Here is a 13,598-nt window from a genome sequence, read left to right on the forward strand (position 1 = left end):
ATCCCCTGGGTGTTGGGTAGTGATGGCCGGATCCTCGACGCCGGCCGCGACAGCAGATTCTTCCAACCCATCCAACGCAAAGCACTCCGGCTCCAGCAGAAGTGCTGCCAAGCCGAAGGCTGCGACACGCCACCAGAATGGTGCGACGCCCACCACCTCCAAGCCTGGGCACTCGGCGGGAAGACCGACCTCTAAGACGGGGTCCTGTTGTGCCCCCATCACCACCGGCTGGCTCTTGCTCCGGGGTTCACCCACGAGCGGCTACCGGACGGCACGATCAGGTTCACCCGACGTCCTTAGACCGACACCGGCCGAGAACCACCACACCAGACACCCGCCCACGAGGTGACGCCCATGTCCCGCCACGCGCGGGTCCAGCTCGACCCGTCCACGCCGTCGCACCCACGCGGCATTGTTCGCGGACACTCCCTTCGACGGGCCCTTCCCCGCGCCTCAACCCGGCGCATGGACGTCGGGGCGGTGTGTCAGCCCTGCTCTGCGGCCCGGGTCCCGGATCGGTGTCGAGCTCGCGCCTGACCCCGGTGCCCCAGCCCGGTGCCGAACCGGGTGCCTCGAGCCAAGCTCCCGGGAGTCCGACCTGTCGGCGGCGTGGGCACACAGGGTAGGCGGGCACGGGCGAGGGTACTGACCTCGGCTTGTGAACGATTCACGAGGTCGGACCCTCTGCCATATCCGACTCCGACCCACCTCCCCGGACGCGGGCTACATCACCCACCAGCCCCAGGCCCAACGAGGAGACGACACGGCTCCACGTACGACCCGAAGTGCACCTGTCCAAGCAACAAGTCTCGGCTACTTGCCCATCTCCACGATCACATCGAGCACCCGGCGTACGACGGGACTGACCGAGCCACGGGCCCAGATGGCGTGGAGCTCGACGGGGCGCTCGGGGTCCTTGTCGAGGCGGGTGTCGCCGCCACCGTGCTCGATGGGCCGGAAGACTACGCCGTCGACGTGCAGGGAGCTGGCGGAGACGGGTACGAAACCTACGCCTCGCTCGGCGGAGACCAGGAGCATGGCGGTCAGCACCTGGTGCACTCGCTGCTCGATGCGGGGGTGGGCGTTGGCGAGGAAGCGGACGGTGAGCTCGTGGAAGTAGCGGGACTGCTGGGGGTTGTAGCCGATGACGGGCTGGCCCTCGAAGTCCTGAGGTGTGAGTGGCCGGTCGAGCTCGGTCAGCGGGTGGTTCTCCGGCAGTACGGCCATCAGCGGCTCGCGGGAGACGACTCGCGAGGAGAGCAGCTCGGTGTCGAAGGGGGGACGTGCCAGGCCGATGTCGATCTCGCCGTGACGGATGCCGTCGACCTGGGCGAGGGTGACCCGCTCGGAGAGGCGGACCTCTACGTCCGGGACCTCGGCGGTGAGCCGGCGCAGCAGCGGGCCAAGGATGGAGATGGCCGAGACCGCGGTGAAGCCGAGCCGGACCATCCCTGCCGCGCCGGCATCGACCCGGCGGGCCAGGTCACCGGCGCTCTCGACGAGGTTCAGCATCCGGTAGGCCTCGTCGAGGAATGCGGCTCCCGCACCGGTCAGGGCGACCCGGCGGTTGTCCCGCTCGAGCAGCTGGGCGCCGACGGCTTTCTCCAGCTTCTGGATCTGTCGCGACAGCGGCGGCTGCGTCATCCGCAACCGCTCGGCCGCCCGGCCGAAGTGGAGCTCCTCGGCGACCGCCACGAAAGAACGCACCTGGTCGAGCGTGATCATCTGGCCAGGGTAGACCACGATGCACCAGGTGGAACATTCTATGCCGAATCGGGCTTGGACCGGTATCGCCACGGGCTCATAGTGTCGGTGGTCACACGACGCCGGGCCGTCAACGCGTTGAGCCAACGCGTTGAGCCAACACACGTTGAGCCCGCCCGGCTACCAGGACCAAGGAGCAACGATGCGCACGATCAACCCCCTTCTCGTCGCGACCGCCGGCGTCGCGGCCCTGACCCTGTCCGCCTGCGGTGTCTCGAACTCCGCCGGCGGCAGCGGCGACAGCGACGAGTACCCCTCCGGCAACGTCGAGATGTACGTCGGCGCCTCCCCCGGCGGGTCGAGCGACCTGATCAGCCGCGCGGTCTCCAAGGGCCTCTCCGACGATCTCGGCGCCTCGTTCCCGGTCATCAACCAGGAGGGTGCCAACGGCGCGCTCGCGGCCAACAAGGTCTCCAAGGCCGAGGCCGACGGCCAGACCATCGCGATCCAGAACGCCTCCCTCTTCGCCATCACCCCGCTCGCGGTCAGCGAGGACGAGGTCACCGACATCGGCGATTTCGAGGTCGTCCAGGGCGTCTCCCGCGATGACTACGTCATGGTCACCGGCCCCGAGAGCGGCATCAAGTCGCTCGACGACATCAAGAACGCGAAGAAGAAGCTCACCTACGGCACCACGGGCGTCGGCACCGGTGCCCAGGTCTCCTGCGGGCTGACGTACGCCTCCGCGGGCGCCGACGCCGAGGCGGTGCCGTTCGACGGCGGCGCCCCGGCCCTGACCGCCGTGCTCGGCAACCAGGTCGACACCGCGTGCCTGCAGGTCGGCGAGGCGATCGAGAACATCGAGTCCGGCAAGCTGACCCCGCTGAGCGTCTTCGGTCCTGAGCGGGTGGAGTACCTGCCGGACGTACCGACCGCCAAGGAGCAGGGCCTCGACGTCGAGGTCGCACAATATCGCTTCATGACCGTGCCCAAGGGCACCCCGGACAACGTCAAGGAGACCCTCACCGAGGCGATGCAGGCGACGTTCAAGACCAAGGCGTACCAGGACTTCAACAAGCAGAACAGCCTCACGCCGATGGAGCTCTCCGGCGACGAGGTCGTCACCCAGCTCGAGAAGGACAAGAAGCGGTTCGCCGACCTGATCGACCAGTACGGTCTCGACCTCGGCGCGAGCTGATCCCCGCACGCGAGCGGACGAAGGACGACAGAGGATGACGATGAGCGACGAACGCACCCCCGCGCCGGAGCCTGACGGCCCTGGATCTGATGGCCAGGACATCCTGGCCGAGATCCAGGCCGAGGTCGAGCATGACCTCGAGGACGAACGCCCTCCGGCCGGTGGACCGGCCTACCAGGTCGTGGGTGCGCTCGTCGCCCTCGTCGTCGGCATCGGCGGCGCGGTCCTCGCCTATGGCTACGGCCTCGGCTCACCGCGCCACCCGGGACCGGGCCTGTGGCCGTTCGTGGTCAGCGTGGTGATCGCCCTGATGGCGGTCGGGCTGCTCGCGGTCGGTCGCAACCTGAGCGACAGCGAGGCGTTCACCCGCTCCAGCATGCTGCCCGTGATCGGGCTGGCCACCTTCGTCGGCCTCGGCGTACTCATGCCCGCGATCGGCTTCGAGATCCCCTCGCTGCTGCTGTGCGTCATCTGGCTGAGATGGCTCGGCGGCGAGTCCTGGCGCAGCACGATCATCACCTCCGTGGTCACGGTCGCCGCGTTCTACTTCCTGTTCCTCTACGGGCTGCGCATCCCGCTGCCCCACCTGTTCTGAGCGGAGCTCTCAGTGGACGTCAACGCCTTCCTCGACGGCTTCTCGCTCGTCACCGAACCGCAGAACCTGCTCTACTGCCTGATCGGCGTGCTCATCGGCATGCTCATCGGCGTGCTTCCCGGCCTCGGGCCGGCGGCCACGATCGCCATCCTGCTGCCGATCACCTACAGCATCGACCCGGTCTCCGCGATCATCATGCTGGCCGGTATCTACTACGGCGCCCAGTACGGCGGCACCATCACCTCCGTGCTGCTCCGGCTGCCCGGCGAGGCCTCCTCGGTGGTCACCGTCTTCGACGGCTTCGCCCTCGCGAAACAGGGCCGAGCCGGCACCGCGCTGGGCATCGCCGCGATCGGCTCCTTCGTCGGCGCGACCGTCTCGATCCTCGGCCTCACCCTGCTGGCACCGCTGATCGCGGGATGGGCGCTCGACTTCGGACCGCCGGAGTACGCAGCCCTGGCTCTGCTGGGTGTGCTGCTGGTCGCCACCATCGGCAGCGGCAACAAGCTCAAGGCCATGGTCGCCGCCGCCGTCGGCCTGCTGCTGGCCACGATCGGCCGCGACAGCTTCAGCGGCGCCGAGCGCTTCACCTTCGGCAACCTGCAGCTGACCGACGGCATCGACTTCGTCGTCGTCGCGATGGGCCTCTTCGGTGTCGGCGAGATCCTCTACAACCTCGAGGAGCGGCACGGGAAGCCGCACGTGCCGGCCGCCGTGGCCAACATCTGGCCCTCCCGCAAGGACCTCAAGGAGTCCTCCGGCGCCATCGGCCGCGGCTCGCTGATCGGCTTCTTCCTGGGCGTGCTGCCCGGTGGCGGCGCCGTGATGTCCTCGCTGGCTGCGTACGCGGCGGAGAAGCGGATCTCGAAGCACCCCGAGCGCTTCGGGCGCGGTGCCATCGAGGGCGTCGCTGCCCCCGAGTCCGCCAACAACGCCGCCGCCACCTCGTCCTTCATCCCGCTGCTGACCATCGGCATCCCGGCCAACGCGTCGATGGCGATGCTCTTCGGTGCGCTGCTCATCCTCGGCATCTCGCCCGGGCCACAGCTGGTCCAGGAGCGCCCCGACCTGTTCTGGGGCGTCATCAACTCGATGTACATCGGCAACCTGATCCTGCTCGCCCTCAGCATCCCGCTGGTCGGCATCTTCGTACGCATCCTGCGGGTGCGGCCGGCCATCCTGGCGCCGATCACCGCACTGATCACGATCCTGGGCGTCTACACGATCAACAACTCCGTCTTCGACATCTTCGTGATGATCGTCTTCGGGCTGATCGGCTACCTGATGAAGAAGACCGGCTTCGAGCCGGGCCCGCTGGTGCTCGCCTTCGTCCTGGGCTCGATCGTGGAGTCCAGCGTGCGGCGCTCGATGCTGATCTTCGACGGCGACCCGTCCGGGTTCTTCACCCGGCCGATCTCGGGCACCATCATGGCCGCGTTCCTCCTGGTGGCGCTCTGGCCGGCCGCGAAGACGTTCCTCTCCCGGCGCCGGCCGGCCACCGATTCCGACTCCGAGCGCGATTCCGAGGTCAAGGTATGACGATCAGCCGCATCTCCCGCGTCGTCGTCACGCCGGTCGCGTTCGCCGACCCGCCGCTGCTCAACGTGGTCGGGGTCCACCAGCCGTGGGCGCTGCGCGCGATCGTCGAGCTGCACACCGACACCGGCCTGGTCGGGCTCGGCGAGACGTACGCCGACGAGACCCATCTCGGCCGGCTCGAGGCCGTCGCGGGCGTGCTGCCCGGGCACGACCCGTACGACATCAACGGTCTGCGAAGGCTCGTCACCGACGTGCTCGGCAAGGAGACCGGTGGGGCGGGAGCCTCCTTCGGAGGCATGCTCGACGTCGACTCCGCCGTCGACACCGTCTACTCCCCGTTCGAGGTCGCCTGCCTGGACCTGGTCGCCCGCGAGGCCGACCGTCCGATGAGCGACCTGCTCGGCGGGGCAGTGCGCGACCGGGTGCCGTTCAGCGGCTACCTGTTCTACAAGTGGGCAGGCCACCCGGGCCAGGAGGACGACGAGTGGGGCGAGGCACTGAACCCCGACCAGATCGTCGCCCAGGCGCGGCGAATGGTCGACGGCTGGGGTTTCGGCTCGCTGAAGCTGAAGGGCGGGGTGTTCCCACCCGAGCAGGAGTGCGCCGCGATCGAGGCGCTGCGTACGGCCTTCCCGGACCTGCCGCTCCGGCTGGACCCCAACGGCGCGTGGACACCGGAGACGTCGGCGAAGGTCGCCGAGCGGCTCGCCGGCGTCGTCGAGTATCTCGAGGACCCCACCCCCGGGATCGAGGGGATGGCGCGGGTCGCGGCCGGCACCGACGTGCCTCTGGCCACGAACATGTGCGTCATCGCCTTCGAGCACCTCAGACCGGCGGTCGCGGCCGACGCCGTCCAGATCGTGCTCTCCGACCATCACCTGTGGGGCGGGCTGCGCCGCTCGGCGCTGCTGGCCGGCATCACCGACACCTTCGGGATGGGCCTGTCGATGCACAGCAACTCGCACCTCGGTGTCTCCCTGGCCGCGATGGTCCACCTCGCCGCCGCCACCCCGAACCTGACCTATGCCTGCGACACCCACTACCCCTGGAAGACCCAGGACGTCGTACGTCCCGGGGTGCTGGACTTCGAGGACGGGTCGATCGCGGTGCCGAGAGGCCCCGGCCTGGGCGTCGAGCTCGACCGCGACCTGCTCGCTGAGCTGCACGAGCAGTACCTCAGGTGCGGCGTCCGCCGCCGCGAGGACACGGTCTACATGCGCTCGATCGAACCGGACTTCACCCCGAACACCTCACGCTGGTAGTCCCCCGCAGTGATGCTTTCAGGGCATCGTCTAATGCGATATGTGGCTTGGACATGAATCGCCAATCCTGAAAGGGTCCTGTGACCAGGACCACAAATACGCGCCGTCACAGACCACGATCAGGAGCAGCCACCCGTGATGCAGACCCACGCAGGCGAGACCGGGATCATCCCGGTCGTCGGGTACGCCTACCCCTGGGACGTGATCGGCGACCCCACCTTCGTGGAGCGCGTCCGGGGCCTCGGGGTCTCGAAGGTCGCCATCGCCGCGGCCTACCACAGCGCTCGCGCCGCGACCCCTCTCCACCCCGAGCACCGCATCGTCGACGCCCGCAGCGCAGCGCTCTACCGCCCGGTGCGCGAGGAGGCCTGGGACGGCTCGCGTCTGGTCCCGGCGAGCGCGACCTGGGTCGCCGCGGAGGACCCGTTCAGGGAGGCCGCCAGGATCGTCGCCGACGCCGGGATCGAGGTCGCGGCCTGGATCGTGCTGACCCACTCCACCCGCCTCGGCGAGGCCAACCCCGACCTCGCGGTCCGCAACTGCTTCGACGAGCTCTACCCCTACGCGCTGTGCCCCCGCACCGAGGAGGTCCGGCGCTACGCGGTGACCCTGGCCGCCGAAGCCGTACGTGACACCCCCTGCTCCACCGTCATCCTGGAGGCCTGCGGCCAGCTCGGGTTCACCCACGGTGGCCACCACGAGAAGTCCGACGGCGCCTACGACGCCGCGACCCAGCAGCTGCTCTCGATCTGCTGCTGCCCGACCTGCCGCGAGGACTGGTCCAGCCGCGGGCTCGACCCGGACGCGGCGGTCGCCGCGCTGCGCGGCGCGACCGGTGCTGAGTCAACCGGTGCTGAGTCAACCGGCGCGGAGGCGACCGGCACCGAGGTCCCCGCGACCGTCCTGGACACGATCCTCGCCTCCCGCCACGCCGCCGCGGACGAGCTTCGCCACCGAGTGATCGAGGCCGTCCGCGAGGCCGCGCCGGGAGCGGTCGAGATCGCGCTGCACACCCAGCCCGACCCCTGGGCCACCGGCCCGAACCCCGGCCTCACCGCCACGGCGGCCGACGACGTCGACGTGGTCATCGGGCCGTGCTGGCCGACGACCGGGGCCTCGGTGGACACCGGGCGCCGACTGGCCGAGGCCGCCGCGGGCAGGGCCGTCGCCGCTGCGTACGTCACCGCTCTTCCGCCCGCCACCGACGACGCCTTCCGCGACCATCTGGACGCCCTGGTCGCCGCCGGGATCGGCGAGCTGCACCTCTACCACCTCGGTCTCGCCGGCGCGGACAGGCATCACCTGCTCGCCGACGCGGCCAAGGTCCCCACGACCGCCGCCACGAGGACGGGATCACGCCCATGAGCCCCACGAGCACATTGAACGAGAGCAGGACGCTCAGGCGCGTCTGGCGCGGGATCGACACGGTCTTCGAGGCCTTCTGCATCCTCTGCCTGGTCGCCACCCTGCTGATCGTCCTGTGGCAGGTGTTCAGCCGCGAGCTGCTGAGCGACTCTCCCAGCTGGAGCGAGGAGAGCGCCCGCATCCTGCTGGTCTGGATCGGCTTCCTCGGTGCCGCGATCGGCTTCCGCGAGGGTGCGCACATCGCGGTCACCTTCCTCGTCGACAGGTTCCCCGCGGCGTTCGGGGCGGTGATCGGCCGGGGCATCCAGGTGCTGGTGCTCGGGTTCGGTCTCTTCCTGGTCGTCCAGGGCAGCCAGTTCGTCATCGAAGCCCAGCACGCCACTCTCCCCGGCACCGGCCTCCCCCGCAGCGTCCTCTACCTGATGATGCCCGTCGCCGGCGCCATGCTCATCCTCTGCACGGTCCTCCAGGCGTTCGGGTTCAGCACCCAGCGGTACGCCGAGTCCGACGACATCGACTGAGCCGCCGAAAGACAGTTGGAGCCCCCATGCTTATCGATCCACTTGCCATCACGATCCTGCTGGGCAGCTTTGCCGTCCTGGTCGTCCTCCGCGTCCCGGTGGCGCTGGCCCTCGCCCTGGCCGCGGTCTTCGAGGCGATCTACCTCGGCATCCCGCTGACCACAGTCGGGCAGCGGATGGTCGCCGGCCTCGACACCTTCGCCCTGCTCGCCATCCCGTTCTTCATCCTCGGCGGCGAGATCATGGGCGCGGGCGGCATCTCCCGCCGCCTGATCGCCTTCGCCGGCCTGCTTGTGGGCTGGCTGCGTGGTGGCCTCGGGATGGTCAACATCGGGGCCAGCACCTTCTTCGGCGCCCTCTCCGGCTCCTCGGTCGCGGACGTCTCCGCGATCGGGTCGGTGACCATCCCGATGATGAAGAAGCGCGGCTACGACACCGACTACGCGGTCGCGGTCACCGTCTCCGGCGCCACCCAGGCGGTCATGATCCCGCCGAGCCACAACCTGATCATCTACTCGATGGCCGCCGGCGGCGTCTCCATCGGCGCCCTGTTCACTGCCGGCATCATCCCGGGGATCCTGCTCGGCGCGGCGCTGATGACCCTGGCGTACATCCTGGCGGTCAAGCGCGGCTACCCGAAGGAGGAGCTGGTCCCGCTCAAGGACGTCCCGAAGATCATCGCTGACGGGCTGCTCAGCCTGTTGATGCCGGTGATCATCCTGGGTGGCATCCTCAGCGGCGTCTTCACCGCGACCGAGTCCGCGGCGATCGCCTGCCTGTACGCCTTCATCCTGACGTTCTTCGTCTACCGCGACCTCCCGATCAAGGCGATGGTCCCGATCCTGCAGAGCAGCCTGCGCACCCTCGGTGTGGTGCTGTTCATCATCGCGGCGGCGGGAGCCTTCGGCTACTTCCTGGCCTTCCTCCAGGTGCCGGCGCTGGCCACGGACGCGCTGCTGGGCGTCTCGGACAACGTCGTGATCGTCCTCCTGCTGATCAACCTGCTGCTGCTCGCGCTCGGCGCGATCATGGACATGGCGCCGTTGATCGTGATCATGACGCCGATCCTGCTGCCGGTCGCCACCGGAATCGGGATGGACCCGGTCCAGTTCGGGATCATGCTCGTCCTCAACCTGGCCATCGGCCTGATCACCCCACCGGTCGGCAACGTCCTCTTCGTCGGCTGCGCCATCGGACGTACGTCCATCGAGAGCGTCATCAAGACCGTGGGTCTCTTCCTGATCCCGATGGTCGTCGTGCTGCTCCTGATCACGTACGTCCCGTTCTTCTCGCTCGCCCTCCCCGACGCGCTGGGCCAGTGAACCGGACCGAGTAGTCACCATCGAAAGGAACCAACCATGAACAACCTCACATCCCATGCGACATCCCACGCGCCGGTCGCCCGGCGATCGCTGTTCAAGGCAGGCGCCTTCGGTGCCGCGGCGGTCGCCGGTGGGCTCGCTCTCAGTGCCTGTGGCGGCGGGTCCCTCGCCGGCAGCGGCGGAGGCGGCGGCGCGAAGACCTTCAAGCTGGCCGAGACCCACCCCGATGACTACCCGACCACCCTGGGCGACAAGAAGTTCGCCGAGCTGGCCGAGAAGTACAGCGACGGCCGGATCAAGATCCAGGTCTACCCCAACGCCCAGCTCGGCGAGGAGTCCGACGCGATCGAGCAGGTCCAGATGGGCTCGATCGAGATGACCCGGATCAGCTCGGCACCCATGGGCGAGTTCGTGCCCGCGATGGGCCTGTTCAGCCTGCCGTACCTCTTCGACGACTCCGACCACCTGTGGCGCTTCCTGGACAGCGAGAGCGGCAAGAAGCTGCTCGCCGAGGCCGACGGTGCCGGCTTCAAGGGACTCGGCTACTTCGACCCCGGTGCCCGCAGCTTCTACACCAGCAGCAAGGCCATCAAGTCGCCGGCGGACGTCAAGGGCCTCAAGATCCGGGTCCAGGAGTCGCAGGTGCAGGTCGACTTCATCAAGGCCCTCGGCGGCTCCCCCACCCCGATGGACTACGGCGAGGTCTACAGCTCGTTGCAGAGCGGACTGCTGGACGGAGCCGAGAACAACGAGCCGTCCTACTACTCCGCGTCCCACTACGAGGTCGCGAAGAACTACACCCTCGACCGGCACATGCGCGTCGCCGAGGTCCTCCTCATCAACAAGGATGTGTGGTCCGAGCTCTCCTCCGAGGACCAGAACGCCCTCCAGAAGGCCGCCGACGAGGCCGCGCCGTTCCAGCGTGAGAAGTGGGACGCTCAGGTCGAGACCGATCTGGAGAAGCTGCGCGGCGAGGGTGTCACGATCACCGAGATCGACGACCTCGCCCCATGGCGTGAGGCGACCAAGTCCGTCATCGACAAGCACGGTGCGGATCTCGGCGAGTACCTCGACGCCGTCGAAGAGACCCGCACCGCCTGACCCTGAGATCCTGACCCTGCCTAACCTGCCTGGCCAGAGATACCGGCCCAGAGATCTGGAAGGAACCATGACCGAGTCCAAAGTCGAGACCGTACTCATCACCGGCGCGAACGGCGGCGTCGGACGGCTGATGCGTCCCCGGCTCGCCCGCGAGGGGCGCATCCTGCGCCTTCTCGACGTCGTACGTCCCGACCCCGCCGCCGAGGGCGAGGCCGTCGAGCTCATCGAGGCGTCGGTGACCGACGAGGCGGCGATGCGCGAGGCGTGCGCCGGGGTGGATGCGATCATCCACCTCGGCGGCATCAGCGTCGAGGCACCTTGGTCCGACATCCTCTCGGTCAACATCGACGGCACCCGGGTGGTCCTGGAGGCCGCCCGGGACGCTGGCGTGGCACGGGTCGTGCTGGCCTCGAGCAACCACGCGGTCGGCTTCTACGACCTCGACGACGCTCCCGCCGATGGTCTCCCGGCCGACGTCCTCCCCCGGCCCGACACCTACTACGGGGTCAGCAAGGTCGCGATGGAGGGGCTCGGGAGCCTCTTCCACGACCGCTATGGCATCGACGTGACCGCGGTGCGGATCGGCTCGTGCTTCGAGAAGCCGTGGGACCGCCGCTCGCTGTGGACGTGGATGTCCCCCGACGACGGCGCCCGACTGCTCGAAGCCTGCCTGGCCACCCCGGAGCCCGGCTTCCGGATGGTGTGGGGCATCTCCCGCAACACCCGCAACTGGTGGTCGATGGAGGCCGGCGAAGCGATCGGCTACCACCCGCAGGACGACTCCGAGGCCTTCGCCGCGGAGCTGCTCGGCGACGCCGTCGACGACGGCCCGCAGGGACCGGAGGAGCGGCTCGCGGGCGGGAAGTTCTGCTCCACCCCGCTCGGGGAGCACCAGAAGTAGACCCCCATGAAAGAGCTGCGGCCCGCGTCTCGCGGGCCGCAGCTCCTTGCTCAGGCCACCATCAGGAGGCGGCGCGGATCAGACTCGCGCGATGTCCACCGGGGCAACGTCACTGCTGCTGAAGACGTCTGCGCGTGCCGCCGAGGTGGACGCGCATCGCGGCTCGGGCGGTGTCCGCGTCGCCGGCCAGGACGGCGGCGGCGATGTTGTCGTGCTCCCGCTGCACCCGCTCGACGTGGAGGGCGTCGCCGGGCGAGTTGGCATCACCGAGCCGGGTGCGCGGCAGCATGATCATCATCGGACCCAGCGAGTCCATCAGGTCGAGATAGAAGCGGTTGCCGGTCGCGGCGGCGATGGCCCGATGGAAGGCGAAGTCGGCCTCCACGGCGCCGTCCGGGTGCGCGGTCGCCAGCGCGCTGCGTGCCTCTTCGATCGAGCGCGAGGTCTGCTCGTCGATGTGGGCGGCCGCCAGCGCTGCCGCCTCCGTCTCCACGCCGAGGCGGAAGTCGACCATGTCGAGCACGTCGTGCTGCGTACGGATCGCGGAGGACTCCAGCGCGAACGGCGAGGGCGCCGGCACGGCCAGCACGAACGAGCCGCGCCCCTGGAACGTCTCGACCAGACCCTCGGCGCGGAGCCGGGTCACCGCCTCCCGCGCCACCGTCCGCGAGACCGCGTAGGTGGCGACCAGGTCGGACTCCGAGGGCAGCTTCGCACCCGGCGCGAGGTCCCCGGCCAGGATCTGGTCCTTGACCCCGGAGACGACGCGGTCGGCGAGCCCGGCGCTCATAGTCATGCCGTCGCCTCCGTTGAATGGAGGCAAGGATACGGAGGCGACGGCATGACCCTTATTGTCGCTCGCTGGCGCTCGCTCATGACGAGAACTTAGCCGTCTCCACGGTGTGCTTGCGCATCTGGTCGCTGAGCGTGAAGCCGAGTCCGGGACGGTCCGGCACCCACATCTGCCCGTCGTGGATGTCGATCCGCTCCTCGAAGAGCGGGTTGAGCCATTCGAAGTGCTCGACCCACGGCTCGGTCGGATAGGCGGCGGCCAGGTGCAGGTGGATCTCCATCGCGTAGTGCGGCGCGAGCGCGAGACCGGCGTGCGAGGCGAGGGTGGCGAACTTCAGGAACGGCGTGATCCCGCCGATCCGCGGCGCGTCCGGCTGCACGATGCCGCGGTAGCCCGCGTCGATCAGGGCCATGTGCTCCGGCACCGAGGTCAGCATCTCGCCGGTCGCGATCGGGGTGTCGAAGGTGCGGGAGAGATCCGCGTGGCCGACGGCGTCCCAGGCGTCGAGCGGCTCCTCGATCCAGATCAGGTCGTACGCCTCCAGCTCGCGGCACATCCGGCGGGCCCGCGCACGGTCCCACTGCTGGTTGGCGTCGACCATGAGCGGGGTATCACCGACGTGCTCGCGGATCGCGGCGACCCGGCGCAGGTCCTCGGCCCAGTCGGGCTGGCCGACCTTGATCTTGATGCCGCCGATCCCGGACTCGAGGGATGCGGTGGCCTTCTCCTTGATCTCCTCGACGCTCGCCTGCAGGAAGCCACCGGAGGTGTTGTAGACACGGCAGGAGTCGCGGTGGGCGCCGAGCAGCTTGGCCAGCGGCAGATCGGCTCGGCGGGCCTTGAGGTCGTAGAGCGCCACGTCGAGGGCGGCCACCGCCTGGGTCGCCACGCCGCTGCGACCGACGGAGGCGCCGGCCCACATCAGCGACTCGTAGATCTTCGCGATGTCGGAGGGGTCCTGGCCGATGGCGACCTGGGCGATCTCCTTGAGGTGGGCGTACTGCGCCGGGCCGCCGGCCCGCTTGGAGTAGCTGAAGCCCATGCCCTCGAAGCCCTGCTCGGTGGTCACCTCGACGAAGAGCAGCACGGTCTCGGTCAACGGCTTCTGCCGCCCGGTGAGCACCTTGGCGTCACTGACGGGATTCTCGAGCGGAAGTACGACATGGGAGAGAGTCAGTGAGCTGATGCGGTCGGCGACCATGGCGGGATGCTCCTCGATGGACTAAGTTGTATGACAAGCAACGAACTTATCCGATGAGTGGCGAGGAGTCCAGAGCGTGCCCAGTGATCAGGTGAG

The 13,598-nt window shown here is 68.9% G+C and carries 13 protein-coding genes; 10 read left to right on the top strand and 3 right to left on the bottom strand.

Annotated features, from left to right (window positions below; translation table 11 throughout):
• Positions 1–195: HNH endonuclease signature motif containing protein (locus tag ACRDPS_RS06985; protein ID WP_431500900.1), on the top strand; the 195-nt coding region annotated here is incomplete at its 5' end.
• A gap of 618 nt (positions 196–813) precedes the next feature.
• Here ACRDPS_RS06985 and ACRDPS_RS06990 read toward each other — a convergent pair.
• Positions 814–1,725 (bottom strand): LysR family transcriptional regulator, encoded by a 912-nt coding sequence (locus ACRDPS_RS06990; protein WP_431500901.1) that lies wholly within the window; start codon positions 1,723–1,725, stop codon positions 814–816.
• A 181-nt stretch (positions 1,726–1,906) separates the two neighbouring features.
• On the opposite strand from ACRDPS_RS06990, the gene ACRDPS_RS06995 reads away from it, so the two are divergent.
• The 9 genes from ACRDPS_RS06995 to ACRDPS_RS07035 all read left to right on the top strand — a co-directional run bounded on the left by ACRDPS_RS06995 (position 1,907) and on the right by ACRDPS_RS07035 (position 11,508).
• Entirely contained in the window at positions 1,907–2,902 is a 996-nt protein-coding gene (locus tag ACRDPS_RS06995) for a Bug family tripartite tricarboxylate transporter substrate binding protein (RefSeq protein WP_431500902.1), read from the top strand.
• 40 nt (positions 2,903–2,942) lie between these two features.
• The gene (locus ACRDPS_RS07000) at positions 2,943–3,497 is read left to right on the top strand and encodes a tripartite tricarboxylate transporter TctB family protein (RefSeq protein ID WP_431500903.1); all 555 of its coding nucleotides are present in this window, start codon (positions 2,943–2,945) and stop codon (positions 3,495–3,497) included.
• Positions 3,498–3,509: 12 nt separating this feature from the next.
• Positions 3,510–5,036 carry a tripartite tricarboxylate transporter permease gene (locus tag ACRDPS_RS07005; protein WP_431500904.1) on the top strand — a complete coding sequence of 509 codons (1,527 nt, stop codon included), beginning with the start codon at positions 3,510–3,512 and terminating at the stop codon, positions 5,034–5,036.
• The gene (locus ACRDPS_RS07010) at positions 5,033–6,298 is read left to right on the top strand and encodes a glucarate dehydratase family protein (RefSeq protein ID WP_431500905.1); all 1,266 of its coding nucleotides are present in this window, start codon (positions 5,033–5,035) and stop codon (positions 6,296–6,298) included. The genes ACRDPS_RS07005 and ACRDPS_RS07010 overlap by 4 nt, the downstream gene beginning before the upstream one ends.
• Positions 6,299–6,436: 138 nt before the next feature.
• Positions 6,437–7,663: a hypothetical protein gene (locus ACRDPS_RS07015; RefSeq protein ID WP_431500906.1), complete on the top strand. Its 1,227-nt coding sequence runs from the start codon at positions 6,437–6,439 to the stop codon at positions 7,661–7,663.
• Positions 7,660–8,184, top strand: coding sequence for a TRAP transporter small permease (locus ACRDPS_RS07020; RefSeq protein WP_431500907.1), 525 nt, complete (start codon positions 7,660–7,662; stop codon positions 8,182–8,184). Before ACRDPS_RS07015 ends, ACRDPS_RS07020 begins: the two co-directional genes overlap by 4 nt.
• A 26-nt stretch (positions 8,185–8,210) precedes the next feature.
• Positions 8,211–9,506, top strand: coding sequence for a TRAP transporter large permease (locus ACRDPS_RS07025; protein WP_431500908.1), 1,296 nt, complete (start codon positions 8,211–8,213; stop codon positions 9,504–9,506).
• 36 nt (positions 9,507–9,542) lie between these two features.
• The gene (locus tag ACRDPS_RS07030; protein WP_431500909.1) at positions 9,543–10,607 is read left to right on the top strand and encodes a TRAP transporter substrate-binding protein; all 1,065 of its coding nucleotides are present in this window, start codon (positions 9,543–9,545) and stop codon (positions 10,605–10,607) included.
• A gap of 67 nt (positions 10,608–10,674) precedes the next feature.
• Complete coding sequence (locus tag ACRDPS_RS07035; RefSeq protein ID WP_431500910.1) at positions 10,675–11,508, top strand: NAD-dependent epimerase/dehydratase family protein; 834 nt, start codon at positions 10,675–10,677, stop codon at positions 11,506–11,508.
• A gap of 109 nt (positions 11,509–11,617) precedes the next feature.
• Here the strand turns inward: ACRDPS_RS07035 and ACRDPS_RS07040 are convergent, their stop codons facing one another.
• Complete coding sequence (locus ACRDPS_RS07040) at positions 11,618–12,304, bottom strand: FadR/GntR family transcriptional regulator (RefSeq protein ID WP_431500911.1); 687 nt, start codon at positions 12,302–12,304, stop codon at positions 11,618–11,620.
• A 76-nt stretch (positions 12,305–12,380) separates the two neighbouring features.
• Positions 12,381–13,502: an L-talarate/galactarate dehydratase gene (locus tag ACRDPS_RS07045; RefSeq protein WP_431500912.1), complete on the bottom strand. Its 1,122-nt coding sequence runs from the start codon at positions 13,500–13,502 to the stop codon at positions 12,381–12,383.
• Between the last annotated feature and the right edge of the window lie 96 nt (positions 13,503–13,598).

This window comes from Nocardioides sp. (assembly GCF_050699375.1).
Taxonomy (GTDB): Bacteria; Actinomycetota; Actinomycetes; order Propionibacteriales; family Nocardioidaceae; genus Nocardioides.

Bases quoted from the DNA above. Each gene is read 5' to 3' on its own strand.
- ACRDPS_RS07010 (WP_431500905.1), top strand. From the start codon at position 5,033: ATGACGATCAGCCGCATCTCCCGCGTCGTCGTCACGCCGGTCGCGTTC.
- ACRDPS_RS07020 (WP_431500907.1), top strand. From the start codon at position 7,660: ATGAGCCCCACGAGCACATTGAACGAGAGCAGGACGCTCAGGCGCGTC.
- ACRDPS_RS07045 (WP_431500912.1), bottom strand. From the start codon at position 13,502: ATGGTCGCCGACCGCATCAGCTCACTGACTCTCTCCCATGTCGTACTT.
- ACRDPS_RS07025 (WP_431500908.1), top strand. From the start codon at position 8,211: ATGCTTATCGATCCACTTGCCATCACGATCCTGCTGGGCAGCTTTGCC.
- ACRDPS_RS06995 (WP_431500902.1), top strand. From the start codon at position 1,907: ATGCGCACGATCAACCCCCTTCTCGTCGCGACCGCCGGCGTCGCGGCC.
- ACRDPS_RS07035 (WP_431500910.1), top strand. From the start codon at position 10,675: ATGACCGAGTCCAAAGTCGAGACCGTACTCATCACCGGCGCGAACGGC.
- ACRDPS_RS07000 (WP_431500903.1), top strand. From the start codon at position 2,943: ATGAGCGACGAACGCACCCCCGCGCCGGAGCCTGACGGCCCTGGATCT.
- ACRDPS_RS07015 (WP_431500906.1), top strand. From the start codon at position 6,437: ATGCAGACCCACGCAGGCGAGACCGGGATCATCCCGGTCGTCGGGTAC.
- ACRDPS_RS07040 (WP_431500911.1), bottom strand. From the start codon at position 12,304: ATGACTATGAGCGCCGGGCTCGCCGACCGCGTCGTCTCCGGGGTCAAG.
- ACRDPS_RS07030 (WP_431500909.1), top strand. From the start codon at position 9,543: ATGAACAACCTCACATCCCATGCGACATCCCACGCGCCGGTCGCCCGG.
- ACRDPS_RS06990 (WP_431500901.1), bottom strand. From the start codon at position 1,725: ATGATCACGCTCGACCAGGTGCGTTCTTTCGTGGCGGTCGCCGAGGAG.